Annotated in this window: 19 protein-coding genes and 4 pseudogenes; 14 read left to right on the top strand and 9 right to left on the bottom strand. The window is 72.2% G+C overall.

Features of this window, described 5'->3' with window-relative positions; all coding sequences use genetic code 11:
* Window positions 1-32 precede the first annotated feature (32 nt).
* From JQN72_RS12975 to JQN72_RS18455, 5 genes and pseudogenes are all read left to right on the top strand, one after another.
* Window positions 33-1,397: an acyclic terpene utilization AtuA family protein gene (locus JQN72_RS12975; protein WP_204135544.1), complete on the top strand. Its 1,365-nt coding sequence runs from the start codon at window positions 33-35 to the stop codon at window positions 1,395-1,397.
* Window positions 1,394-1,771 carry a DUF4387 domain-containing protein gene (locus JQN72_RS12980; RefSeq protein ID WP_204135545.1) on the top strand — a complete coding sequence of 126 codons (378 nt, stop codon included), beginning with the start codon at window positions 1,394-1,396 and terminating at the stop codon, window positions 1,769-1,771. The genes JQN72_RS12975 and JQN72_RS12980 overlap by 4 nt, the downstream gene beginning before the upstream one ends.
* The gene (locus tag JQN72_RS12985; protein ID WP_307812660.1) at window positions 1,768-3,447 is read left to right on the top strand and encodes an FAD-binding dehydrogenase; all 1,680 of its coding nucleotides are present in this window, start codon (window positions 1,768-1,770) and stop codon (window positions 3,445-3,447) included. The genes JQN72_RS12980 and JQN72_RS12985 overlap by 4 nt, the downstream gene beginning before the upstream one ends.
* A 458-nt stretch (window positions 3,448-3,905) precedes the next feature.
* A pseudogene (locus JQN72_RS19055) lies at window positions 3,906-4,076 on the top strand (serine hydrolase); the annotation flags it as partial.
* Window positions 4,077-4,128: 52 nt separating this feature from the next.
* Window positions 4,129-4,482 (top strand): annotated as a pseudogene (locus JQN72_RS18455) (serine hydrolase); the annotation flags it as partial.
* A 117-nt stretch (window positions 4,483-4,599) separates the two neighbouring features.
* On the opposite strand, the gene JQN72_RS12995 reads toward JQN72_RS18455, so the two are convergent.
* Entirely contained in the window at window positions 4,600-6,606 is a 2,007-nt protein-coding gene (locus tag JQN72_RS12995) for an RICIN domain-containing protein (protein ID WP_204135547.1), read from the bottom strand.
* Window positions 6,607-6,983: 377 nt separating this feature from the next.
* Between JQN72_RS12995 and JQN72_RS18730 the strand changes: the two genes are divergently transcribed.
* Window positions 6,984-7,517, top strand: a complete 534-nt coding sequence (locus JQN72_RS18730) for a MaoC family dehydratase (protein WP_204135548.1) — start codon at window positions 6,984-6,986, stop codon at window positions 7,515-7,517.
* Between the two features lies 1 nt (window position 7,518).
* On the opposite strand, the gene JQN72_RS13005 is transcribed toward JQN72_RS18730, so the two are convergent.
* Both JQN72_RS13005 and JQN72_RS13010 read right to left on the bottom strand, forming a co-directional pair.
* The gene (locus JQN72_RS13005; protein WP_204135549.1) at window positions 7,519-8,970 is read right to left on the bottom strand and encodes a hypothetical protein; all 1,452 of its coding nucleotides are present in this window, start codon (window positions 8,968-8,970) and stop codon (window positions 7,519-7,521) included.
* On the bottom strand, window positions 8,967-9,476 hold the full coding sequence (locus JQN72_RS13010) for a SigE family RNA polymerase sigma factor (protein WP_204135550.1): 510 nt from the start codon (window positions 9,474-9,476) through the stop codon (window positions 8,967-8,969). Before JQN72_RS13010 ends, JQN72_RS13005 begins: the two co-directional genes overlap by 4 nt.
* A 97-nt stretch (window positions 9,477-9,573) precedes the next feature.
* Here JQN72_RS13010 and JQN72_RS13015 point away from each other — a divergent pair, with 97 nt between their 5' ends.
* The 4 genes from JQN72_RS13015 (at window position 9,574) to JQN72_RS13030 (ending at window position 12,427) form a co-directional block, all read left to right on the top strand.
* On the top strand, window positions 9,574-10,419 hold the full coding sequence (locus JQN72_RS13015; protein WP_307812661.1) for a PHP domain-containing protein: 846 nt from the start codon (window positions 9,574-9,576) through the stop codon (window positions 10,417-10,419).
* Window positions 10,416-11,045 (top strand): MarC family protein, encoded by a 630-nt coding sequence (locus tag JQN72_RS13020; RefSeq protein WP_204135552.1) that lies wholly within the window; start codon window positions 10,416-10,418, stop codon window positions 11,043-11,045. Before JQN72_RS13015 ends, JQN72_RS13020 begins: the two co-directional genes overlap by 4 nt.
* A gap of 18 nt (window positions 11,046-11,063) precedes the next feature.
* On the top strand, window positions 11,064-11,924 hold the full coding sequence (purU, locus tag JQN72_RS13025; RefSeq protein ID WP_307812662.1) for a formyltetrahydrofolate deformylase: 861 nt from the start codon (window positions 11,064-11,066) through the stop codon (window positions 11,922-11,924).
* A 65-nt stretch (window positions 11,925-11,989) separates the two neighbouring features.
* Window positions 11,990-12,427 (top strand): hypothetical protein, encoded by a 438-nt coding sequence (locus JQN72_RS13030; RefSeq protein WP_204135553.1) that lies wholly within the window; start codon window positions 11,990-11,992, stop codon window positions 12,425-12,427.
* A gap of 24 nt (window positions 12,428-12,451) precedes the next feature.
* Here the strand turns inward: JQN72_RS13030 and betT are convergent, their stop codons facing one another.
* From betT to map, 5 genes and pseudogenes are all read right to left on the bottom strand, one after another.
* Window positions 12,452-14,542 (bottom strand): choline BCCT transporter BetT, encoded by a 2,091-nt coding sequence (gene betT, locus JQN72_RS13035; RefSeq protein WP_204135554.1) that lies wholly within the window; start codon window positions 14,540-14,542, stop codon window positions 12,452-12,454.
* 39 nt (window positions 14,543-14,581) lie between these two features.
* A complete protein-coding gene (gene betA, locus JQN72_RS13040) occupies window positions 14,582-16,264 on the bottom strand; it encodes a choline dehydrogenase (protein ID WP_204135642.1) in 1,683 nt (560 codons plus the stop codon).
* A gap of 86 nt (window positions 16,265-16,350) precedes the next feature.
* Window positions 16,351-17,820: an aldehyde dehydrogenase family protein gene (locus JQN72_RS13045; protein WP_204135555.1), complete on the bottom strand. Its 1,470-nt coding sequence runs from the start codon at window positions 17,818-17,820 to the stop codon at window positions 16,351-16,353.
* Window positions 17,821-18,011: 191 nt separating this feature from the next.
* Window positions 18,012-18,105 (bottom strand): annotated as a pseudogene (locus JQN72_RS19060) (NAD(+)--rifampin ADP-ribosyltransferase); the annotation flags it as partial.
* Window positions 18,106-18,677: 572 nt separating this feature from the next.
* Window positions 18,678-19,445: a type I methionyl aminopeptidase gene (gene map, locus JQN72_RS13055; RefSeq protein ID WP_204135643.1), complete on the bottom strand. Its 768-nt coding sequence runs from the start codon at window positions 19,443-19,445 to the stop codon at window positions 18,678-18,680.
* A 63-nt stretch (window positions 19,446-19,508) separates the two neighbouring features.
* On the opposite strand from map, the gene JQN72_RS13060 reads away from it, so the two are divergent.
* From JQN72_RS13060 to JQN72_RS18460, 3 genes and pseudogenes are all read left to right on the top strand, one after another.
* Window positions 19,509-19,799, top strand: coding sequence for a helix-turn-helix transcriptional regulator (locus JQN72_RS13060; RefSeq protein ID WP_204135556.1), 291 nt, complete (start codon window positions 19,509-19,511; stop codon window positions 19,797-19,799).
* A gap of 72 nt (window positions 19,800-19,871) precedes the next feature.
* A pseudogene (locus JQN72_RS19065) lies at window positions 19,872-20,000 on the top strand (TetR family transcriptional regulator); the annotation flags it as partial.
* Between the two features lie 149 nt (window positions 20,001-20,149).
* Window positions 20,150-20,398: a hypothetical protein gene (locus JQN72_RS18460; RefSeq protein WP_239100602.1), complete on the top strand. Its 249-nt coding sequence runs from the start codon at window positions 20,150-20,152 to the stop codon at window positions 20,396-20,398.
* A gap of 21 nt (window positions 20,399-20,419) precedes the next feature.
* Here JQN72_RS18460 and JQN72_RS13070 read toward each other — a convergent pair whose 3' ends face one another.
* Window positions 20,420-21,805 (bottom strand): L-serine ammonia-lyase, encoded by a 1,386-nt coding sequence (locus JQN72_RS13070; RefSeq protein ID WP_204135557.1) that lies wholly within the window; start codon window positions 21,803-21,805, stop codon window positions 20,420-20,422.
* Window positions 21,806-21,888: 83 nt separating this feature from the next.
* Between JQN72_RS13070 and JQN72_RS13075 the strand changes: the two genes are divergently transcribed.
* Complete coding sequence (locus JQN72_RS13075) at window positions 21,889-22,743, top strand: PD-(D/E)XK nuclease family protein (protein WP_307812664.1); 855 nt, start codon at window positions 21,889-21,891, stop codon at window positions 22,741-22,743.
* The last annotated feature ends 11 nt before the right edge of the window (window positions 22,744-22,754 follow it).

Genomic DNA, 22,754 nt, shown 5'->3' on the forward strand with positions numbered 1-22,754 from the left:
AGCCTCGAATGAATGCGACCGAAAGAGTGAGCGTGTTGGTGCCTGCCGGGATGCTCGGCGCCGGGTTCGCAGAGGCCACCGTGGAGCGAGGGCTGGCCCTGGGTGCCGACGTGATCGCGGTGGACGGCGGATCGACCGACTCTGGAGCCCACTACCTCGGCTCGTCGACCTCGAAGAGCACCGCAGGCGCGGTCGCACGAGACCTCCGTAGTCTGATCAAGGCGGCAGCCCGAGCCGACATCCCACTCATCATCGGGTCGTGCGGCACCAGCGGCACCGACGATGGCGTCGACTGGGTGGCAGACATCGCGGCAAGGGTGATGGCCGAGGAGGGCCTGGACCTGCCGGTCGCCCGCATCTACGCCGAACAGCAGGCCGGCACCCTCGAAGAGATGCTCGGCGCCGGGCGGGTCCACCCGCTGCCACCCCTGGGCGAGCTCCAGGTGGGCACGCTCGAGAGCTGCGCCCACATCGTGGCGATGATGGGCCACGAGCCGATCGCCGCGGCGCTCGAGGAGCTCGGGGAGGCCGGGACCGGTGCTCGGGTGGTGCTAGCGGGTCGGGCCACCGACACCGCCCTCGCCGCCGCCCTTCCCCTCATGCGGGGCATGCCCGCCGGCCCTACCTGGCACGCAGCGAAGATCGTCGAGTGCGGCGGACAGTGCACCACCAACCCCCGCGCCGGAGGAGTCTTCGTGACGATCGACCACCACGGGTTCACCATCGAACCGCTTGACCCCGAGTCGGCCTGCACCCCCATCTCCGTGGCCGCCCACATGCTGTACGAGACCGTCGATCCGTTCCAGATGCGCGAACCGGACGGCACCCTCGACGTTCGTGAGGCGACCTACGTCGCCCTGGACGAACGCACCGTACGGGTCGAGGGTTCGCGGTTCCACACCGCCGAGCAGTACACCGTGAAGCTGGAAGGTGCTCGGGTCGCCGGGTTCGAGACGATGTCGTTCACCGCCATCCGCGACCCCCTCATCCTGGCCGACATCGACGCCTGGGCCGACCTGCTGCGCACCACCCTCACCCAGTGGGTCACCGACAAGTTGGCACTCTCCGAGGACGAGTACGCCTTCGACATCCGCCTCTACGGCCACAACGCGGTCCTGGACGACCTCGAACCGGCGACCGCGCCGCCGCGTGAGGTGGGGGTGATGCTGCTGGTCAACGCCGTCGACCAAGCCACCGCGACGGCCGTGGCAAAGGTCGCGAACCCGTTGATGCTGCACCTGCCCACGCCCCGCATGGACTACCTGCCCAGCCTCGCTTTCGCCACCTCACCGGCCGAGGTCGAACGAGGACCAGCCTTCGAGTTCGTCCTCAACCACGTCGTGGACACGACCCCGCTGGAGATGTTCCGCATCGAGCGCCGGGCAGGCGGGTCATGAACGGCCCCGAGCCGGGCGTCGCTGCGGGCCCCGGTGCAGGCGCGGGCCCGGTCACCATCGGCGACCTGGCCCTGGAGGTCCGCTCCAAGAACGCCGGACCGTTCTGGGTCACCATGGAGCTGTTCATGCGCGGCGCCGACGGATACGCCCTCGTCGCAGACCCGTCCTTCCTTGACGAGTACGTCGTCGCTGGTCTCTACAGGGTCGACCCCGGAACGGTGCAGATGTTCCGGATCCCGTCGCTGAACGTCGTGAAGATCTCCTTCCCACGGCCGGTCACACAGGGCTCACTGCGCGACCGCGACATGCACGCCGGCCAGCACCATGTCCCACTCGCCCGGCTGCCCGTCCCTTCACGCGGGGAGCACCCGTGAACACCGACCGGACCCGTCCGAGGCGAGTGACCGGCGAGACCGATGTGGTCGTGGTCGGCGCCGGCCTCGCGGGCCTGGTCGCGGTCGCCGAGGCCGCTGACGCCGGCCAGCAGGTGATCGTGGTCGACCAGGAGCCTGAACAGAGCCTCGGCGGTCAGGCGTTCTGGTCGCTGGGCGGCCTGTTCCTGGTCGACAGCCCCGAACAGCGGCGCATGGGGGTCAAGGACTCCCACGAGCTCGCCCGGCAGGACTGGATGGACAGCGCCCAGTTCGACCGCGACGGGGACCGGTGGCCACGCGCTTGGGCAGAGGCCTACCTCGATTTCGCCGCCGGTGAGAAGCGGTCCTGGCTGCGGCAGATGGGCCACCGGCTCTTTCCCGTTGTCGGCTGGGCCGAGCGCGGCGACGGCCGAGTCGACGGGCACGGCAACACTGTGCCGCGGTTTCACATCACCTGGGGTGCCGGCCCGGGTGTCGTCACGCCCTTCGAACAGCGCGTTCGAGAGCACGTGTCCGCCGGGCGGGTCACCCTCGCCTTCCGGCACCGGGTCGACGAGGTCATCATCGAAGGCGGAGTCGTTGTCGGGGTTCGGGGCCGGTTGCTCGAGCCCAGCGACGTCGCACGTGGCCGCCCCTCCAGCCGCGTGGACCTCGCCGACTTCGAGATCCGCGCCCGAGCCACCATCGTCACCAGCGGCGGCATCGGCGGCGATCTCGACCTGGTGCGCCGCAACTGGCCCACCTCGCTGGGCAAGCCCCCGGTCAGCATGGTCGCCGGGGTGCCCGCGCACGTCGACGGACGCATGCTTTCCATCGCCGAGACCGCCGGTGCCAGCGTCATCAACCGCGACCGCATGTGGCACTACGTGGAAGGGATCCGGAACTGGGACCCGATCTGGGACAACCACGGCGTCCGGATCCTGCCAGGGCCCTCCAGCCTCTGGCTCGACCCCACCGGGAAGCGGCTACCCCCGCCGTACTTCCCCGGTTTCGACTCCCTCGGCACCCTGCGCCACCTGCGAACCACCGGATACGACTACTCCTGGTTCGTGCTGACCCAGGCAATCATCGAGAAGGAGTTCGCACTCTCGGGCTCCGAGCAGAACCCCGACCTCACCGGCAAGAACATCAGGCTCCTCCTCCAGCGGCTCAGGAAGGGTGCGCCCGGCCCCGTCGAGGCCTTCAAGCAACACGGTGAGGACTTCGTGGTCGCGGACACTCTCTCCGAGCTGGTCGCGGGAATGAACGAGCTCGGAGAGGTCGACATCGACGAGCCGGCCCTGCGCACTCTGGTCGAGCGGCGCGATCGCGAGCTCGACAATGCCTTCGGCAAAGACGCCCAGCTCACTGCGATCCGGGGGGCTCGCAACTACCGCGGCGACACGATGAGTCGGATCGCCGGCCCACACAAGCTGCTCGACCCCGCGCACGGCCCCCTGATCGCGGTGCGACTGCACATCTTGTCCCGCAAGACTCTCGGGGGGCTGGAGACCGACCTTTCCGGACGTTGCTTGACCACCTCGGGCGAACCGCTTCCGGGCCTGTACGCCGCCGGGGAGGTCAGCGGGTTCGGCGGCGGTGGCATGATGGGCCACAACGCACTGGAAGGAACCTTCCTCGGCGGCTGCCTCTTCAGTGGGCGAGTCGCAGGCCGTGCGGTGGCCGGCTCCTCCTGAGGCAGAGGGCACGTGAAGCCGGTTCTGTGTGGAGGCATCCGAACGAGGACTGAGCTGTGGTGCCCTCCCTCCCTCGGGGGGACGGAGCTCGCCCTCGGACACGGAACTGGCCCACGGATGTCTCAGAAGAGCCGCTTTTCCGCGGGTCGGTGGCGGTCCCGCGTGGTGCGGGGCACGATCGCGGCGTGACGACGGACCTGATGTGAACCACGGCGGGACGACGCGCGCTTGTCCTCGGCGGGCCGGCCGGACTGGCCCTGGGGGCCGTCGGGCTCACCGAGCCGGCGGCAGCGGCCGGGATCGACACCGCCTCGCAGCTGTCCTCCGCGCTCGACCGGTGCATGGCCACCCGGTCGGGGGTCGCCGGGATCATGGTGCGCGACAACCGCAACGGCCGGTACTTCCAGTGGCGTCCGCGGCGGCAGCAGAGCCACAGCACGATCAAGGTGCTCATCCTCATGACGACCCTCAAGATCCAGCAGGACCGGCGCCGCGGCCTGACGTCGCACCAGAAGTCGCTCGCGTCGGCGATGATCCGCCGCTCCGACAACTCCGCGACGAACGCCCTGCTCAGGTGGGCCACTCCGCGCCGGTGCCGCATCGTCGCCGACCAGCTCGGGCTGCGCAGCACGAGGTTCCTCGGCGGGACGACGTTCCGGTCGAGCACGTGGTGGGGGGCACTCGACGACGACGAACCGCGACCTCGTCCAGCTCGAGAACCACCTCATCCTCGGGACGTACCTCTCGCCCGCACGCCGGGCGTACGCCCGGCGGCTCATGGCCTCGGTCACGCCGTCGCAGACGTGGGGTCTGGGTCAGGGTCTGCCGAGCGACGTGCACGTCGAGCTGAAGAACGGATGGGGCCCGCGCTCGGACGGCTACCGGCTCAACTGCGTCGGGTACGTGTCCGGCCGCGGTCGCGACTACCAGATGTCCATCCTGTCCCGCAGCTTCAAGGGCTACTCCTACGGGCAGACCACGGTGAACCGGCTCTCCCGCATCGTCTTCGACGCCCTCGACCAGCCACTGCGCTGAGATCTCGCTCCCGGCCCGGCGCAGTCCGCGCGCCGTTCCCGAGCGTCCCGACCTCGACGCCGGACGACGGCGCGACTCCCGTCGCCGGGGGCCGCGCCGTCGCTCGTCGTGCCGGGGTCAGCCGCTGACGCGGGTGAGGGCCCAGCTGTGGGAGGCGTACCGCGTGTTGTGCTTCCGCTGGGCCAGCACGCGGTGGCTGTCCAGCCTCGTCGAGCCCAGGGCGAGGTCCATCCCGGTGTGCTGCACCCGGAAGGTCACGCCGGCGCGGCCGCGGTAGGCGCCGAACAGCTGGTGTGCCTGCCGGTCGCAGCGCTGCTGGACGAACGGTGCGCCGTTGGCTCGCGACGCGTCCTTGACGCCGAGGCACAGCCCGCTGCTCGCCGAGCGGAGCATGTACTTCCCGTCGCCGACGTCGACCGCGCTCCACTTCTGGTTCTGGCCGGACGTCGCGGGGTACTGGATGACACCGCCGTCGACGTCGCCGTTCGCGCGGAACACGTCGGCGAGGAGGCCGGTGCGCCCGTTCGTCATCGTGAAGTACGTGGCGGGCTGGGGGTCGTCGGTCCCGGCCTTGGCCGTGCGCACCGAGAGTGCCGCGCTCGCCGGCGAGGCGTTGCCGGCCGCGTCGCGTGCCACGACCGTCACCGAGTAGGCGGTGTCGGGGGTCCGACCCTCCACCTTCAGCGAGGTGCCGCCGGTGCTGCCGACCTTGTCGCCGCCGACGAGCACGTCGTAGGCGGTGACGCCGTGCTCGGCGTCGGCCTCCGTCCATGACACGGTGAAGGCCGTGGCCGTGACGTCCGCGGACTGCAGCCCTTCGGGGGCCGGGGGAGCGGTGGTGTCGCCGCCTCCGCCACCGCCACCGCCACCGTCGCCGTCGCCGTCGCCCCCATCACCGCGGATGAGGAAGGTGTTGTCGGCGACGTTGTAGTGGGTCGCGAGGTAGCTCCCGGGGCTGGGCTCGGCCGAGTAGTAGTCGTCGTGGTTGCAGTCGAGCAGCCTGTCGAACGCGCGGTCCGTGCAGACGTAGCGCATCGGCGGGTTGTACGGCGCGTCGGAGTAGCACATGATGTCGTACTCGTCGACGCAGTGCCCACCACGGCTGGTGTTCGGCGCGGAGTTGTTGACCGCACCGAGGTTGTGCCCGAGCTCGTGGGCCGCGGTCGAGGCGCTCCAGCAGCCGCTGTCGCTTCGGCCGTAGGACGGACCGAAGTTCGACCGGTTGGAGGCGCTCTTGCTGTCGTCGCCGGTGAACCCGCCGATGCCGCAGTAGGTCTTGTCGTCGACCCAGAGCACGTACTTGCGGTCCTTGCGGTCGTAGCCCTTGCTCGCGAGCTCCCGGTTGACGCCCGAGAAGTCGCCGATGACGCTCGCGCTCACCTGGACCGGGGTGACGGTCGGACGGCAGTCGGCGTCCACCGTCTCGGTCACGAACCGCACGTGCCGGTCTCCGCCACTCTGCTTCGCGCTCTCGGAGTAGATGTCGTCGATACCGGCCGTCCAGGTGACGAACGAGTCGCGGTACTCCTCGAAACGGCTCGTGCCGCTGTACACGTACAGCGCCTGCACCCGGTTGCCGGACTGGCCGTCGCCCTCGCAGACCACCGACATGTCCGACGGTGCGGCGACGGCGTCGGCGGTCGCGGCGGCCGCCTCGGCGTCGGCGGCGAGCTCCTCCTCGTCGGGCAGGGGAGCGTCCTGCCCGGTGGTCTCCGCCGGCTTGGAGGCGACGACCGGTGGGGTGTCCGTGGTCGGGTCCTGGCCTGGGAACGGAACGTCCGGACCATGGGTGCAGATCGTGGTGTCGCCGACCTTCGCTTCGAACTGCCCGACGCAGGGACCGTCGGTCGGCGTGTCGAGGCCGTCGTAGACGAGGCCCTTCTCCGGCTGGTTCGCAGGCTTCTCGATGGGCTCCGGCGCCTTGCCGTGGTCGTGGTCCCCGTGGTCGTGGTCGCTGTGGTCATGTTCGGCCGGCTCCGGGTCCGGCGCCTCGGTCTCGGTCTCCGCCGCTGTGGTGACCTCGGGTGCGGCCGGGGCGGCGACCGCCACCGCGGCGGGCGCTTCGTCGTCGGTCGCGGCCCCCACGGAGGGGGCCACGAGGAAGGCGAGGCCGAGCGATGCCATGGCGGCGAGTGTGCTGAAGGTGCGCTTTCGCCGCACGCGCCGTCGGGGCGCCCCCGTCATGCTGTGTCGTCCCACGATGATCCTTTCGTCACTGCTTCATCACGACGCCTCGAATCGTCCTGTCCTCCACGGGCCGTCATCGAGGGTCGTGGTTCGCAGGCGTTTGGAGCAAGAGTTATCGACTCGTTACTCTCAGGCCGCTTTCAGGCTTCCCGGGGACCAAGACGCCGAGATGCGGGACGGTCGCTCGCAAGGCCCGTCCGGGTGTGTGGGCAAGGGCACGTCGTGACGCCGCGCCCACCGTCGGTCCCACGCGGGAGGATGAGCGGGCAGCGCGGCGGAACGACCGCCGCGCGACATCCGCGAGGAGGACCGCCGTGCAGTTCGGGCGCAGCTACGAGGAGTTCGAGGTCGGCGCGACGTACAAGCACTGGCCGGGCAAGACGGTCACCGAGTACGACGACCACCTGTTCTGCCTGCTGACGATGAACCACCACCCCTTGCACCTCGACTCGCACTACGCCGAGGGGACGACGCAGTTCGGGAAGAACGTCGTCGTGGGCAACTACGTGTACTCGATCCTGCTCGGGATGTCGGTTCCGGACATCAGCGGCAAGGCCATCGCCAACCTCGAGATCGAGTCGCTGCGCCACGTCGCGCCCACCTTCCACGGCGACACCCTCTACGGAGAGACGCGGGTCCTCGACAAGTGGGAGAGCACGAGCAAGGACGATCGGGGCGTCGTCCACGTCGAGACCGTCGGCTACACCCAGGACGGCACGGTCGTCTGCATCTTCCGCCGCAAGGTCATGGTGCCGAAGGCGAGCTACCTCGAGGCCCGCGGCGGCGAGCAGCCGGGCCGTCCGACGCCCGTCCCCGACAAGAGCCGGCCGGGGCCGGAAGCCGGCTGAGTCACTCGAACCCGAGGGTGTGCGTCCGCCCGTCGACACCGGTCCAGCGCAGCTGCGCGACGGCGAGCCCCTCGGCTCCCGGGGAGGCCACGACGACGTGCACGCCGGCACCCGGCACGTCCACCTGGTCCCAGCCGGCCTGCCCGCCGAGCTCTCGGCCGAGGACGTCGAGCAGCGTGATGTCCTTCGCCTCGTCGGGGAGGGCGGCGCACACCGCGCCGCCGTCGGGCAGGCACTCGACGAGACGGCCCTCGGCCGGGAGGTCGGAGGCGTCGACATCCGTGACGACGGGCCTGCCCGCGTCGTCGAAGCGGACGAGGTGCACCGTCGTCGCGCCGTCGAGGGTCACGCCGTACACGCCGATCTCCACGCCGGAGCCGGGGGTGGTGAGCGCACCGGCGTGGCCGACGTCGTGGCGGCCCGTGGCGTCGGTCCAGTGCACCTGGGTCACGCCGCTGCCTTCGGACTCCGGTGGTGTGGTCAGCCGGGCCAGCATGACGGTCGCCCGGTCGCCGAGCGCGCTCGTCGTGCTGTCCTCGAGCGTGGCGTCGGGAGCGAGGTCCACCGAGACGTCCTCGGCCCCGGGTGGGAGGAGGACGGCGTAGGTGGTGTCCATGGCAGACGCGTCGCGGCGCACACCCATCAGGGCCTCCGGGGGGAGCCCGGTATCGGTGTCGTCGCTCGTCGGGACGTTGCCCCAGCCCTCCGGGGTCACGACACCGAACATCCCGCCCTGCTGGTCGTGGTAGGCGATGCGATCGCCCATCGCGGCGCTCTCGACGGTGCGGCCGTCGGCGGTCCGCACGGCCCTGCCGTCGGTCCAGTAGACGTCGGTCACCTCGGTGCCGCGGTCCTCCCGCTGCCCGCGGACGACGAACGCGCGGTAGCCCGTCCCGGCGAGCTCCGCGTCCCCCGTGCTCACCCCCCGCTGCTCGCTGATGACGGGGGAGAACGAGGTAGCCCCCGCGGGCAGGACGCCGACGACGACGAGCGGGTCCTCGCTCACCCGGCCGTAGAGGACCTCGGAGCGTCCCGCGGAGAGCGTCCCGACCTCGACGGCCCGATCCTGTGCGCCCCCTCCGGGGAGCTCGGCGGAGAGGGTGCGACGGTCGGTGTCGAGGCGGACGAGCACGGTCCCCTTGGCGCCGTCGGGCACCCGCGCCTCGACCACGCCGGTGGCGGTGGCACTCGGCGTCGGCGTGCCGCTCTGCGTCGCGGGCACCTCGTCCAGCGCGTCCGGGGTGCCCTGGGCGAGGACGGCCCACGCGCCGAGCCCCGCCACGACGGCGAGGGCGAGGGTGCCTCCCGCGGCGGCCATCCGACGGCGCCGGATGATCCGTGCGCCGGACCCGATCACCGATGCCGTGTCGATGTCGAGGAACGCGCCGGCCTCGGCGTCCGCGGCGGAGCGTAGCTGGCCGCGCAGCTCGTCCTCGAAGATGTCGGGGCTCATCGGTGGTCTCCTTCGGAGGTGGTGAGCTGGGCGCGCAGCGTCGCGAGGCCACGTGACGCTGCCGACTTGACCGAACCGACGGAGATGTCGAGGAGGTCCGCGACGGCTCGTTCGGAGAGGTCGGTGTAGTAACGCAGGACGACGACGCGGCGCTGCTGGTCGGGCAGCGCCGCGAGGAGCCGGACCACCTGGTCGCGGTCCTCGGTCGTCGTGGCGGGGCGCTCGTGCGGGCCCTCCGGGATCTCGCCGACCACGACCTCCCGGTGACGCCGGCGCCAGAGGTCGGTGCGTTCGTTGACGAGCACCTTGCGGGTGTACGCGAGGGCACCCTCGGGCCTGACCCGCGGCCACGCGACGTAGGTCTTGACCAAGGCGGCCTGGACGAGGTCGTGCGCCACGTGGTGGTCACCGGTGAGCAGCCAGGCCGTGCGCAGCAGCGAGGGCGAGGCCTGCTCGACGAAGCGCGTGAACGCCTCGTCGCGCGCGGCGCGGCCCCGGGTCGTCATGCGACCTCCTCGGTGTCACCCATACCCTCTCCTACGGGGGAGCGCATGGAAAGGTTGCCGCGCACGACGAGGTCGTCCACGCCACTACGCTCCTGTCGTGATCGACCTGCACACGCACTCGACGGCGAGCGACGGGACGGAGACGCCGGCCGCTCTCGTCGGGTCGGCGGCCACGGCCGGGCTGGATGCGGTCGCCCTCACCGACCACGACACGACCGCCGGCTGGGACGAGGCGGCCGGCGCCGCCCGGCAGCGGGGCGTCGTGCTCGTCCCCGGCATCGAGGTCTCGTGCGCCCGCGGGTCACGGTCGGTGCATCTCCTCGCCTACCTGCCCGACCCCGCTCACCCGGTCCTCGTCGCCGAGCTGGCCCGGGCCCGGGAGAGCCGGGACACGCGCCTGGACCGGATGGTCGAGAAGATGGCGGCCGACGACATCCCGGTCACCGTCGAGGCCGTCCGGGCCGAGGTGCGGCCGGGTGCCACACCGGGGCGCCCGCACATCGCCGACGCCCTCGTGCGTGGCGGGGTCGTCAGCCACCGGGACGAGGCGTTCGCCCGGTGGCTGGGCGACGACAGCCCGTACTACGTGACGCACTACGCCCCGGACCCGGTGCGGGCCGTCGAGGTCGTCCGCGACGCCGGCGGGGTCGCCGTCATCGCGCACCCGCACTCGCGCACCCGCACCGGCACGGTCGGTGACGAGCTCGTCGAGGAGATGGCCGCCGCCGGGCTCGCCGGGGTCGAGGTGCACCACCGCGACCACGACCCCGAGGCCGTCGCCCACCTGTGCCGCCTCGCGGAGGCCCTCGGGCTGCTCGTCACCGGCTCCAGCGACTACCACGGCGCGGGCAAGCGCAACCGCCTCGGTGAGCACACGACCGACCCCGCGACACTCGCCGCGATCGAGGAGCGGGCCGGTGGCTCGGAGGTGGTCCGCCCGTGAGCTGGTTCGACGTCGCCGCGTTCTCGACGACCTTCGTGACCCTCATCGTCATCCTCGACCCGCCCGGGGCCATCCCGATCTTCCTCGCGCTGACCGGCCCGCTCACCCCCAGGCAGAAGGCGGCCGCCGCCCGCCGCGCGAGCCTCGTGGCGGTCGGCGTCATCGCCTCGTTCGCCGTGTTCGGCCAGCAGATCCTCGACTACCTCGGCATCACCCTGCCGGCCCTGCAGGCCGCCGGTGGGCTGCTCCTGCTCATCGTCGCGCTGCAGCTGCTCACCGGATCGGAGTCCGAGCAGCACGCGGACGCCGGGGTCAACGTCGCACTCGTCCCGCTCGGGACCCCGCTGCTGGCCGGCCCGGGGGCGATCGTCGCGACGATGCTCGCCGTGCAGCGGCACGACGACACCGCGGGCGGGATCGTCGCCGTCGCCGCCGCACTCGTCGCCGCGCTGCTCGTCGTCTACCTCGTGTTCCGGTTCGCGACTCCCCTCGCCCGCTTCCTCAAGGACAGCGGCATCGTCCTCCTGACCCGGATCGCCGGGCTCCTGCTGTCCGCCATCGCCGTCCAGATGGTCGCCAACGCCGTCATGGCGTTCGTGAGAGGCGAGGGCACCCCGGTCGGCTGAGCGCGTAGCGTGGCCGCCGTGCCGCAGACCGCCCAGTACGTGCTGCTCCTGTCCTGTCCCGACCGCCGGGGCATCGTCGCCACGGTGACCGCGCTGCTCTTCGAGCACGGCGGCAACATCGAGGAGAGCCAGCAGTTCGACGACGTCCGGACCGACCAGTTCTTCATGCGCATCCGGTACTCCGTCACCGACGACGAGGTCGACGCGGACGGCTGGCGCGCGCGCTTCGCCCCCGTCGCCGCGCAGTACGCCATGGAGTGGACCATCCGTCCGGCCGACGAGCCGTACCGCGCCGTCCTCATGGTGAGCCGGTTCGGGCACTGCCTCAACGACCTGCTGTTCCGCTGGCGCTCGGGGCAGCTCAACCTCGAGATCCCGGCGGTCGTGAGCAACCACCCGGACCTCGAGCCGCTCGTCGCGTCGTACGGCGTCCCGTTCGTCCACGTGCCGGTCACCGCCGACACCAAACCGCAGGCGGAGTCCCGGCTGCGCGGGGTCCTTGCCGAGCACGAGGTCGACCTCGTCGTGCTGGCCCGCTACATGCAGGTGCTCTCCGACGGCCTCGCCCGTGACCTCGACGGCCGGGTCATCAACATCCACCACTCGTTCCTGCCCTCGTTCAAGGGAGCCAGGCCCTACCACCAGGCCTTCGAGCGTGGTGTGAAGCTCGTCGGTGCGACCGCGCACTACGTGACACCGGACCTCGACGAGGGTCCGATCATCGAGCAGGACGTCGTGCGCGCCGACCACCGCCTGTCGCCGGACGAGCTCGTGAGCGCGGGCGAGGAGGTCGAGTCCCGCGTGCTGGCACGCGCCGTGCGCTGGCACTGCGAGTCGCGCATCCTGCGCAACGGGACGCGCACGGTCGTCTTCAGCTGAGGCGGGTCCCGGCGCCTGTGGAAAACTCCGCGGCCACCGGCCCGGACGGCGGCAGTCTGGGCGGCATGAGCTTCGACGACCTCCCCGAGTCCTGGTCCGACCTCCCCCTCGACGACCCCCGTCTGGCCGCGGACGTCGTCGACCTCCTGGTCGGCCACGCCGACCGCCTGGACGGGTGCCTGTGCCTGCTCCTGCTCGACGACGGTCTGCGGCTGCTCCAGCCGGTGCTCGTCTCCGAGGGCGGGCAGGAGCGTGACCCCCGTGCGGCCGCGCCGGGCATCGGGGCGGTCCTCGACGACGTCGCGGCGGCCGGCGGTGCGCTGGTCTTCGCCCGAGGCCGGGACGGGTCGGTCCTGCTGACCGACACCGACCGCGTCTGGCACGAGGTCGTGCTCGCCGAGTCCCGGCGTTCCGGGGCGCCCCTCGTCGGCGCGTACCTCGCGACCCCTGCGGCCGTGCGCTCCTTCCCGGCTCCCCTCGGCGAGGCCGCCGCCGCGTCGTGACGACGGCCTCGCCGTGGGTGGGCCTCAGGAGCCGGACGGCTCCGCGAGCCGGAGGAACTCCAGGTGCCGCTCGTAGTGGTCGAGGCAGTCGTGGATGACCTGCGCCTGGGTGTAGCCCATGACGTCGTAGTCCTGGCCGCCGTCCTCGAGGTGCACCTCGAGCCGGGCGTAGGTGTCCCGGGCCTGCACCATCCGTCCGCCGTACGTCGGCACGGGCGACATCTCGAGCGCCACGCGGTAGACGAACGGGGTGGCGTCCTCACCCTCGGTGCGCAGCGCCACCGCGGGCTCGTCGCCCTCGTAGTCCTCCTCGCACACCGTGGTGACGCCGAGCCCCGAGAGCTCCGCGGCCACCTCGGTGAGCGCGGGGGAGACGACGTCGCGCAGGTGCGCCAGGGCGTCCTCGCGGTCGACGAAGTTCGTGGCGCGGGCCAGGCGGGTCTTCCACGACGCCCCGGCCTGCACCGCGTCGCGCGGCTGGGCGCTCCGGGCGGAGAGCAGCGCGTGCATCGCGTGGTCGCGGCTGGCCGCGCGATGGCCCTCGACCCGCAGTGCGCGGAGCAGTCCGACCATGACGAGCACGAGCACGACCGCGAACGGCAGCCCGAAGATGATCGTCGCGTACTGCAGCGCGACGATCCCACCGACGAGCAGCATCGCGACCGTCAGCAGGCCGGTCGCTGCGGCCCAGACGATCCGCAACCAGGGGGCGGCGTCGTCGGAGAGCGAGCCGAGGCGGCTCGTGAGGTTCGCCATGACGAGCGCGCCGGAGTCGGCCGAGGTCACGTAGAACAGCAGGCCGACGAAGAACGCGAGGGCGATGACGACCTGGCCGGCCGGGTAGCCCTCGAGGAGCTCGTAGAACCCGAGCCCGGTGAAGTCCTGCGCGGTCTCGGCGAAGGTGGCGTCGCCGTCACGGATCCGCTCGATGGCGGCGTTCCCGAAGATCGAGATCCACATGACGATGTAGAGGAACGGGATGACGAGCGTGCCGGCGACGAACTGCCGGATCGTGCGTCCTCGCGAGATGCGGGCGAGGAAGAGCCCGACGAACGAGGCCCAGGCGACCCACCAGGCCCAGAAGAAGAGCGTCCAGTAGCTCATCCACTCGGCGTTGTCGACGAAGGGGAAGGTCTCCATCGTCTTGGCGGGGAAGGTGCGCACGAAGTCGCCGACGTTCGCCACCGTCACGTTCAGCAGCAGCGCGGTCTTGCCGGTGACGAGCACCCAGGCCGCCAGCCCGAGCGCGAGGACGACGTTGAGCTGGGACAGGAAGCGGATGCCCTTGTCGACGCCGGTCGTCGCCGACACCGCCGCCATGACGACCGCGAGGACGGCCAGCGCGATCTGCGCACCGGTGCCGACGGGGATGCCGAAGAGGACCTCGAGGCCGACGTTGAGGAAGACGACGCCGATGCCGAGCGAGGTGGCGACGCCGAAGATCGTGCCGAGCACGGCGGCGGTGTCGACCGCGTGGCCGAGCCCGCCGTCGATGCGCTTGCCGAGCACCGGCGCGAGCGCCGAGCGCACGGCCAGCGGCAGGCCGCGGCGGTAGCAGAAGTACCCGAGGGCCAGGCCCATCAGCGCGTACATGCCCCAGCCGGTGATGCCGTAGTGGAAGAGCGTCCAGACCGTGGCCTCGCGGGCGGCGCCGACCGTCTCGGCCTCCGGCCCGCCCGCGGGCGGGGCCATGTACTGCGTCGCCGGCTCGACGACGCTGTAGAACATGACGTCGGTCCCGATGCCCGCGGCGAAGAGCATCGACGCCCAGGCGAACGTCGAGAACTCGGGCCGTGAGTGGTCCGGGCCGAGCCGGACGTGCCCGTAGCGCGAGAGGCCGAGGTAGATGACGAAGAGGAGGACGGCGGTCGCGAGGAGGACGTAGAACCAGCCGTACCACTCGGTGACCCAGGTCGTCACGGTGCCGAGCGTGGACTCGGCCGACTCCGGCGACACGAGCGCCCACACCGCCATGACGAGCACGCCGGCGAGAGAGGCGGCGAACACGGGCACGCGGATCGGCGCTCCTCCGAGCGAGCGCGGGCCGACAGGAGGCGGTGCGGCGGGGGTGTCGTGCGGGGTCGTGCCGCCCGGCGGGGAGTCGGTGGTGGTCATGGGTGTCTCCTGAGGGTGGGTCGTGGTCGGGGGCGAGGTTCAGGCGCCGGCGGGCGGATCGAGCGGGCTCCCGGCACGGTGGTCGTACCAGGGCGCGTCCGACGGCGGCAGCGGGGTGTTCCCGGCGATGAGGTCCGCCGCCTTCTCGGCGAGCATGACGACCGGGGCGTAGATGTTGCCGTTCGTCACGTAGGGCATGGCGCTGGCGTCGACGACACGCAGGCCCTCGGTGCCGTGCACCCGCATCGACGCCGGGTCGAGGACGGAGAGGTCGTCGGTGCCCATCCGCGCGGTGCAGCTCGGGTGGAGCGCGGTCTCGGCGTCGGCGCGGACCCAGTCGAGGATCTGCTCGTCGGTCTCGACCTCGGGCCCCGGCGAGATCTCGCCGCCGTCGTAGGCCGCGAGGGCCGGCTGGCCCAGGATGTCCCGGGACACCCGGACGGCCTCGACCCACTCGCGCTGGTCCTGCTCGGTGGAGAGGTAGTTGAACTGCATCGCCGGCTTCATCCGCGGGTCGGTGCTGCGGATCCTCAGCCAGCCTCGGGCGTCTGAGTACATCGGGCCGATGTGCACCTGGTAGCCGTGCCCCTCGACCGGGCTCGTGCCGTCGTAGCGGATCGCGATCGGCAGGAAGTGGAACATGAGGTTGGGGTAGTCGACGTCCTCGTTGCTGCGGACGAACCCGCCGCCCTCGAAGTGGTTCGTCGCCCCGAGGCCCTGGCGCAGGAAGAGCCACTCCGCGGCGAGCTTCGGCCGGTTCTTCCAGGCCAGGCCCGGCGCGATCGACACCGGCTGGGTCGCGGCGTGCTGGATGTAGACCTCGAGGTGGTCCTGGAGGTGCTCGCCGACCCCGCGCAGCCCGGAGACGACGTCGATGCCGAGCGGCCGGAGCAGCTCGGGGTCGCCGACCCCGGAGAGCTGGAGCAGCTGCGGGGTGTTGACGGCACCCCCGGCGAGGACGACCTCGCCGGCGCGGACGGTGTGCCGCCGCCCGAAGGCGGTGTACTCGACGCCGACGGCCCGGCTGCCCTCGAAGAGCACCTTGGTCGTCATCGCGAGGGTGCGGACGTGCAGGTTCGGCCGATGCATCACCGGGTGCAGGTAGGCACGGGCCGCGGAGAGCCGGCGGCCGCGGTGGACGTTGCGGTCGAAGGGGGCGAAGCCCTCCTGGCGGTAGCCGTTGACGTCGGTCGTGCGCGGGTAGCCGGCCTGCTGCGCGGCCTCGAAGAAGGCCGTGAAGAGCGGGTTGGTGGCCGGCCCACGCTCGAGGACGAGCGGCCCGTCGCCGCCGCGCCAGGTGTCGGCACCGGCGAGGCAGCTCTCCATCCGCTTGAAGTACGGCAGGCAGTGCGCGTAGTCCCAGTCCTGCATGCCGGGGTCGGCACCCCAGCGCTCGTAGTCCTTGGGGTTGCCGCGCTGGAAGATCATCCCGTTGATCGAGGACGACCCGCCGAGGACCTTGCCGCGGGCGTGGTAGACCCGCCGGCCGTTCATGTGCGGCTCGGGCTCGGACTCGTACTTCCAGTCGTAGAAGCGGCTGCCGATGGGGAACGGCAGCGCGGCCGGCATGTGGATGAAGGGGTCGGCCTTGAGGTCGCTGCGTCCGGCCTCGAGGACGAGGACGGAGGTGCCGGCGTCCTCGGAGAGCCGGTTCGCGAGGACGCAGCCGGCGCTGCCCCCGCCGACGACGACGACGTCGACCTGGTCGGGGACCTCCGCCATCGTCGTGCGGTCGCGCAGGCGCTCGGCGGTGTCCCGTCCGCGCGTCAGCGCCGTCCGGGCGGTGTCGGTGATGCGGTCGGTCATGCTCATGAGAACCATCCCGTCGGGGCCGGCTCGGTGTTCTCCCACACGTGCTTGGTCTCCTGGTACTCCTCGAGGCCGAGCTCTCCGAGCTCACGGCCGATGCCGGACTGCTTGTGCCCGCCCCACTCCGCGGGGGCGACGTAGGGGTGGTAGTCGTTGACCCAGACCGTCCCGAGCCGCAGGCCGCGAGCGACCCGGGCGGCCTTCTCGGGGTTACCGGTCCACACCGCGCCGGCGAGGCCGTAACGCGTGCCGTTGGCCAGGGCCACGGCCTCCTCCTCGGTGCGGAAGGTCTCGACGGTGAGGACCGGGCCGAAGGACTCCTCCTGGACGACGTGCATGTCGACGCGGCAGTCGTCGAGGACGGTGGGGAGGTAGTAGTGGCCGTCGGCGAGGGCCGGGTCGTCCGGACGGGCCCCGCCGCAACGCAGCGTGGCGCCCTCGGCGATGCCCTCGGCGACGTAGTCCTCGACCTTGGCGAGGTGCTCGGCGCTGGTCAGCGAGCCGGTCTGGGCGTTCTCGTCGAACGGGGTGCCGAGCCGGATGTGCTGTGCCCGCTCGACGATGGTGTCGACGACCTCGTCCTTGACCGACCCCTCGACGAGCAGCCGGGCGCCGGCCGAGCAGACCTGGCCCGAGTGGAGGAAGACGGCCGTCATCGCGTTGTCGACCGCCGCCTTGCGGTCGGCGTCGGCGAAGACGATGTTGGGGTTCTTGCCGCCGAGCTCGAGGGCGACCCGCTTGACGGTGCCCGCGGCCTCGCGCATCAGGTGCTGGCCGACGGCGAGGCTGCCGGTGAACGAGACCATGTCGACGCGCGGGTCGGTGGACAGCGGGCCGGCGCAGCCCGGCCCGGTACCGAGGACGAGGTTGGCAACCCCCGCCGGGACGCCGGCCTCGTCGACCGCGCGGACCATGAGGATCGTCGAGTGCGGGGTGATCTCGCTGGGCTTGAGGACGAACGTGTCGCCGGCGAGCAGCGCGGGCGCGACCTTCCAGCTGGCCTGCAGCAGCGGGTAGTTCCACGGCGTGATGAGCGAGCAGACTCCGATGGGTTCGCGGTGGACGCGGCTGACGACGCCCGGCTGGCCGGGGTCGACCTCGCGGACCCGTTCGACGACGTCGCCCTTTCCGGCGTAGTGCCGGAAGACGCTGACGACGTCGGCGACGTCGATCTTCGCCTCCTCGAACCGCTTGCCGGTGTCGAGCGCCTCGGCGCGGGCGATCTCGTCGGTGTCCCGCTCGAGGGCGTCGGCGATGCGGCCCAGGGCCGCCGCGCGCTCCTGCGGCGGGACGTCGCGCCACCGCCCGTCGTCCGCCGCCCGGCGCGCCGCCTCGATGGCGCGGAACGTGTCGGACTCGTCGGACTCGTCGACCTCGCCGACGTGCGTCCCGTCGGCGGGGCACGTGATGGTGCGGCGGCCACCCGCGGCGGCCGACGTCCACGTGCCGTCGATGAAGAGGTCGGGCATGGGGTCCTTCCCGTCGGGGGTGGTGCGGCGGAGGCGCCCAGCGGGCACCGTCCCAGACTTCCGAGCGGAGGGACCGGCCGTCAAGCCGGGTCCCCGGTCGGGCCCCCGGGCCGGTGTGGCTCAGTCCATGGCCTCGATTCCGAGCCGGGCCGGCTCGCCCGTGTGGTCACGGATCCGCCGGACCGTCTCCGGCGGAGGCGGCTCCCATCCGGTGACCTCCTCGACGACGCGCAGTGGCTCGGTGGTCCGGTAGGACCGGGTCGGGTTCCCGGGGAAGCGCTTGTCGGGTCCCGTGGACGAACGGGCCGGGGTCGTCGACCACCCGCGGAGCCGGCGCCGGGTCCCGGAGCAGGCCGTCGAGGCGAGCGGTGAGGGCCGCGGTGCGGCTGCGTCCCTCGGGTGCCCGGGGGTAGCGGGAGAGCACGTCGCGGACCACGGGCGTCATCCGCGTGGCGGCGGTGGTGAGCACGTACTCGGCGACCACCGGGTCGTCGCCCCGGGCGAGCTCGGCCGCCCGGGCGGCGTGGACCGGCGACCCGAGGATGTGGTGCAGCTGGGTGGCCTTGGCCAGCGGGTGCAGGTAGGCAGCCGCGGCGGCGTGCGCTGCTGCGGTGGCCGCGTGCCGAGCCGCGTCGGTGGTGGCCTCCCGGGCGGCGCGGTGGGCGTCCGTGGCGGCGGTGCGCTGCAGCCGGGACCGCGCCGCGCCCTCGGCGAAGACCCGTGCGGCGCACTCCAGGCAGTACAGCGTCACGGCCCGCAGCTCGTCGGAGGTCAGCTCGAAGTCACCCCGTGGTCAGGTCACGGGGTCCACCCTGGCACCGGGGTGGCTCAGCGACCGCCTGACACCTCGAGAGCGCCTACGCGAGCGTGAGGACCTCGGCGCCGTCGGCGGTAACGGCGACCGTGTGCTCGCTGTGCGCCGTCCGACAACCCGTGGCGCTGCGCAGCGTCCAGCCGTCGGGGTCGGTGACGAGCTCGTCGGTGTCGGCCATGACCCACGGTTCCAGCGCGAGCAGCATCCCTTCGCGAAGCGTGAAGCCCCGGCCGGGACGCCCGTGGTTGGGGACGTGCGGGTCCTGGTGCATCGTCGAGCCCACGCCGTGGCCGCCGAAATCGGTGTTCACGCGGTGGCCGGCGTCGGTGAGGACCGTGCCGATGGCGTGCGAGAGGTCGCCGACGCGCGCGCCGGGCCGTGCCGCGGCGATGCCCGCGGCGAGGGCTTCCTCGGTCGTGCGGATCATCGCCTCGTCCTCCGGCGCCCTGGGGGCGCCGACGACCATGCTGACCGCGGCGTCCGCAACCACGCCACCGAGGGAGACAGCGAGGTCGAGCGAGAGCAGGTCGCCGTCGGCGAGCTCGCGGTCGTGGGGCAGGCCGTGCAGGACGGCGTCGTTGACGGACGTGCAGATGTGGTGGCCGAAGGGGCCGCGCCCGAAGGGCGGTGCGTAGTCGACGTAGCAGGAGGTGGCACCGGCGTCCGCGATCATTTCCCGGGCCCAGCGGTCTATGTCGAGGAGGTTCGTGCCCGCGGTGCCGCGGTCCCGGAGGGTCCGCAGGATCGACCCGACGAGGGCGCCGGTCTCTCGCGCCCTTACCAGCTCGGCCCGGCTGAGGATCTCGATCACGACGTCGACCTTCCCGGGTTGATAACTATCCCGGCCATGGTATCCCGGGACTATCATCGGGTCATGGTCAGGCTGCCCCTCACCCCGGCCGAGGTCGAGCGCGGACAGCGCCTCGGCGCGCTGTTGCGACGAGCGCGTGGCGCGCGGTCGATGCTGCACACCGCGCTCGACGCGGGAGTCTCGCCCGAGACACTCCGCAAGATCGAGTCCGGGAGGGTGGCCACTCCGGCGTTCCCGACGGTCGCAGCCATCGCCGAGGTCCTCGGCCTCTCTCTGGACGAGGTGTGGGCCGAGATCACCGGACCCGACCGTGTTCACGGTGGAGAAGGCGTAGCCGAACGCTCGGCCTCCTAGCGACGGCAGCCGCGGCGCCGTTCGTCTCGGCCGCACCGACGCCCGTGCCACCACGGGAACCTGCGCCAGGCCGTGCTCGAGCGGGCGCGGGTGATGCTGCGCGAACGGGGCGCCGACGGCTTGGCGCTCCGTGAGATCGCAGGTCACATCGGCGTCACACACGCCGCTCCGCGACGCTACTTCCCGGACCGCCAGGCTCTGCTCGACGCGCTCGCCGTCGACGGCTTGGCCCGGCTGGGTGCGCGGCTGCGCACGGCCGCCGACGCGTCATCGGAGCACCATGTCCGGGTCCGCGCGCTCGCCGCGGCCTACATCGACCTCGCCGACACGGACGCGACCTCCTCGCGGTCATGTTCGCGCACCACGACGGGCCCGAGCACGAGGCCGTCGCGGAGAGCGCCGTCCAGGCGTTCACGCCCGTTCTCGAGGTCTTCCGCGGCCAGGACGACGAGGGCGGCGCGCCGGAACGGACAGCGGTGATCTTCCTGGCCACACTGCAGGGCACCGCCGGCCTCGTCGCGTGCGGTGTCATCCCGGTCGCCGAGGTCGGGCCGGTGGTCGACGACGTCGTCGGACGGTTCACGGACACGGCTCGCTGAGACGCCCGTCCGGGCACCGGGTCAGCACTCGATGACGTTGACGGCGAGCCCGCCGCGTGCGGTCTCCTTGTACTTGACCTTCATGTCGCGGCCGGTGTCGCGCATCGTCTTGATGGCCTTGTCGAGCGAGACGACGTTCGAGCCGTCGCCGCGCAGCGCGATGCGGGCCGCGGTGATCGCCTTGACCGAGGCGACGGCGTTGCGCTCGATGCACGGGATCTGGACGAGTCCGCCCACGGGGTCGCAGGTGAGCCCGAGGTTGTGCTCGATGCCGATCTCGGCGGCGTTCTCGACCTGCTTCGGGGTGCCGCCGAGCACCTCGGCGAGCGCGCCGGCGGCCATCGAGCAGGCCGACCCGACCTCGCCCTGGCAGCCGACCTCGGCCCCGGAGATCGACGCGTTCTCCTTGTACAGCGACCCGATCGCCGCGGCGGTGAGCAGGAAGTCGACGACGCCGTCGTCGTCAGCGCCCGGGACGAACCGCGTGTAGTAGTGCAGCACCGCGGGAATGATCCCCGCCGCGCCGTTCGTCGGGGCGGTGACGATGCGTCCGCCGCTGGCGTTCTCCTCGTTGACCGCGAGCGCGTAGAGCGTGACCCAGTCCATCGCGGCGAGCGGGTCGCCGGCGTGCTCGCGCCGCAGCTGGAGCGCCAGTCGCGGGGCACGCCGCTGGACCTTGAGCCCGCCGGGCAGCACACCCTCAGTCCGGCAGCCGTTGTCGACGCACTCCTGCATCACGTGCCAGAGGTGCAGCAGCCCCTCGCGCACCTCCGCCTCCGTACGCCAGGAGAGCTCGTTGGCGAGCATGACGCCGCTGACCGGCAGCCCGGACTCGCGGCACCGCTCGAGCAGCTCGGCGCCGGTCGTGAACGGGTGGCGCACCGGGGTGGAGTCCGGGACGATCGCGCCCTGGCCGATCTCCTCCTCGCCGAGGACGAAGCCGCCGCCGACGGAGTAGAACTCACGGGTGCGCAGCGGCTCCTCGCCCTCGGCCGGCTCGGCCGACGCCCACGCCGTGAAGCGCATCCCGTTGGAGTGGAACGGCAGCCGCTCCTTGCGGTGCAGGACGATGTCGGCGTCCGGGTCGCAGGCGACGTCGCGCTCGGCGCCGAGCCGGAGCCGCCCCGAGGCGCGGACCTCGTCGACCCGCCCCTCGGCGGTGCGTGGGTCGGTGGTCTCGGGTGCCTCACCCGCGAGGCCGAGGAGCACCGCCTTGAGCGACCCGTGCCCGTGACCGGTGGCGCCGAGCGAGCCGAAGAGCTCGCCGCGGACCCGGCCGACCTGCCCGAGCAGGCCGTCGGCGCGCAGCCCGTCGACGAAGAGGTGGGCGGCCCGCATCGGGCCGACCGTGTGGGAGCTCGACGGCCCGATGCCGACGGAGAAGAGGTCGAACGCGGAGATGGCCATGGCGCCCCTCAGTCTGTCACCCGCGACGCGCACCTGTGGAGGGGTGCGTCGCGCCGTCCCGGGCAGGGGCTACCGTCGGTGGCGTGAGGACGACGGGGGAGCGCGACGGGCCGCGGCAGGCGGCCTTCCCCGGAATGCCCGAGCCGCTGTGGGGCGGTAGCCCGAGCAAGCTGCTCGCCTTCCTCGACTGTCCGCGCCGCTACCGGATGCAGTACCTCGACACCCCGCGCCCGCCGGCCCGGCCGCAGCGCGCGCACACCTCGCTCGGCATCGCCGTGCACAACGCACTGCGGGACTGGTGGGACCTGCCCGAGCGCACTCCGGAGGGCGGGGCGCGCCTGGTCGAGAAGGCCTGGATCGACGTCGGCTTCCGGGACGCCGTACAGTCCGGGCGCTGGAGGCAGCGGATGCGGGACGCCGTCGCCGGCTATCTCGAGCGCTCCGGGACGCAGGAGCGGCCGGTCGGCATCGAGCGCACCGTCTCCTTCGTCAGCGACGACCTGCGCGTCCAGGGCCGGGTCGACCGGCTCGACGACCGCGCCGGCGAGCTCGTCGTCGTCGACTACAAGACCTCCCGGCAGGTGCCGACGGATGACGACGCCCGCACGTCGCTGCCGCTCGCGCTCTACGCCGCCGCGGTGTGGAAGATGTTCCGCCGTCCGGTGCACCGGGTCGAGCTGCACCACGTCCCGTCGGGCACCGTCGTCGCCCACGAGCACACGCCCGAGTCGCTCGGCCGGCACGTCGAGCGGGCCCGGTCGATCATGCGCGACGCCCGGAAGGCCGACGCCGACTTCGCACGTCACGGCGTCGGGTCCACGATGTTCCCGCCGGTCACCGGGCCGCTGTGCGGCTGGTGCGACCTGCGCGAGCACTGCCCCGAGGGGCAGGCCGCCGCACCCGAGAAGTCGGACTGGGCCGCACTCGGGGACGACTGACGGCCCGCGGC

The organism is Phycicoccus sp. CSK15P-2, from assembly GCF_016888005.1.
GTDB lineage: Bacteria > Actinomycetota > Actinomycetes > Actinomycetales > Dermatophilaceae > Phycicoccus.

What these genes read in the sequence shown, in the direction of transcription:
- JQN72_RS12980 (WP_204135545.1), top strand. Translation starts at nt 1,394, where the DNA reads ATGAACGGCCCCGAGCCGGGCGTCGCTGCGGGCCCCGGTGCAGGCGCG.
- JQN72_RS12995 (WP_204135547.1), bottom strand. Translation starts at nt 6,606, where the DNA reads ATGGCATCGCTCGGCCTCGCCTTCCTCGTGGCCCCCTCCGTGGGGGCC.
- JQN72_RS13005 (WP_204135549.1), bottom strand. Translation starts at nt 8,970, where the DNA reads ATGAGCCCCGACATCTTCGAGGACGAGCTGCGCGGCCAGCTACGCTCC.
- JQN72_RS13010 (WP_204135550.1), bottom strand. Translation starts at nt 9,476, where the DNA reads ATGACGACCCGGGGCCGCGCCGCGCGCGACGAGGCGTTCACGCGCTTC.
- JQN72_RS13030 (WP_204135553.1), top strand. Translation starts at nt 11,990, where the DNA reads ATGAGCTTCGACGACCTCCCCGAGTCCTGGTCCGACCTCCCCCTCGAC.
- betT (WP_204135554.1), bottom strand. Translation starts at nt 14,542, where the DNA reads ATGACCACCACCGACTCCCCGCCGGGCGGCACGACCCCGCACGACACC.
- betA (WP_204135642.1), bottom strand. Translation starts at nt 16,264, where the DNA reads ATGGCGGAGGTCCCCGACCAGGTCGACGTCGTCGTCGTCGGCGGGGGC.
- JQN72_RS13045 (WP_204135555.1), bottom strand. Translation starts at nt 17,820, where the DNA reads ATGCCCGACCTCTTCATCGACGGCACGTGGACGTCGGCCGCCGCGGGT.
- JQN72_RS13060 (WP_204135556.1), top strand. Translation starts at nt 19,509, where the DNA reads ATGGTCAGGCTGCCCCTCACCCCGGCCGAGGTCGAGCGCGGACAGCGC.
- JQN72_RS18460 (WP_239100602.1), top strand. Translation starts at nt 20,150, where the DNA reads ATGTTCGCGCACCACGACGGGCCCGAGCACGAGGCCGTCGCGGAGAGC.
- JQN72_RS13070 (WP_204135557.1), bottom strand. Translation starts at nt 21,805, where the DNA reads ATGGCCATCTCCGCGTTCGACCTCTTCTCCGTCGGCATCGGGCCGTCG.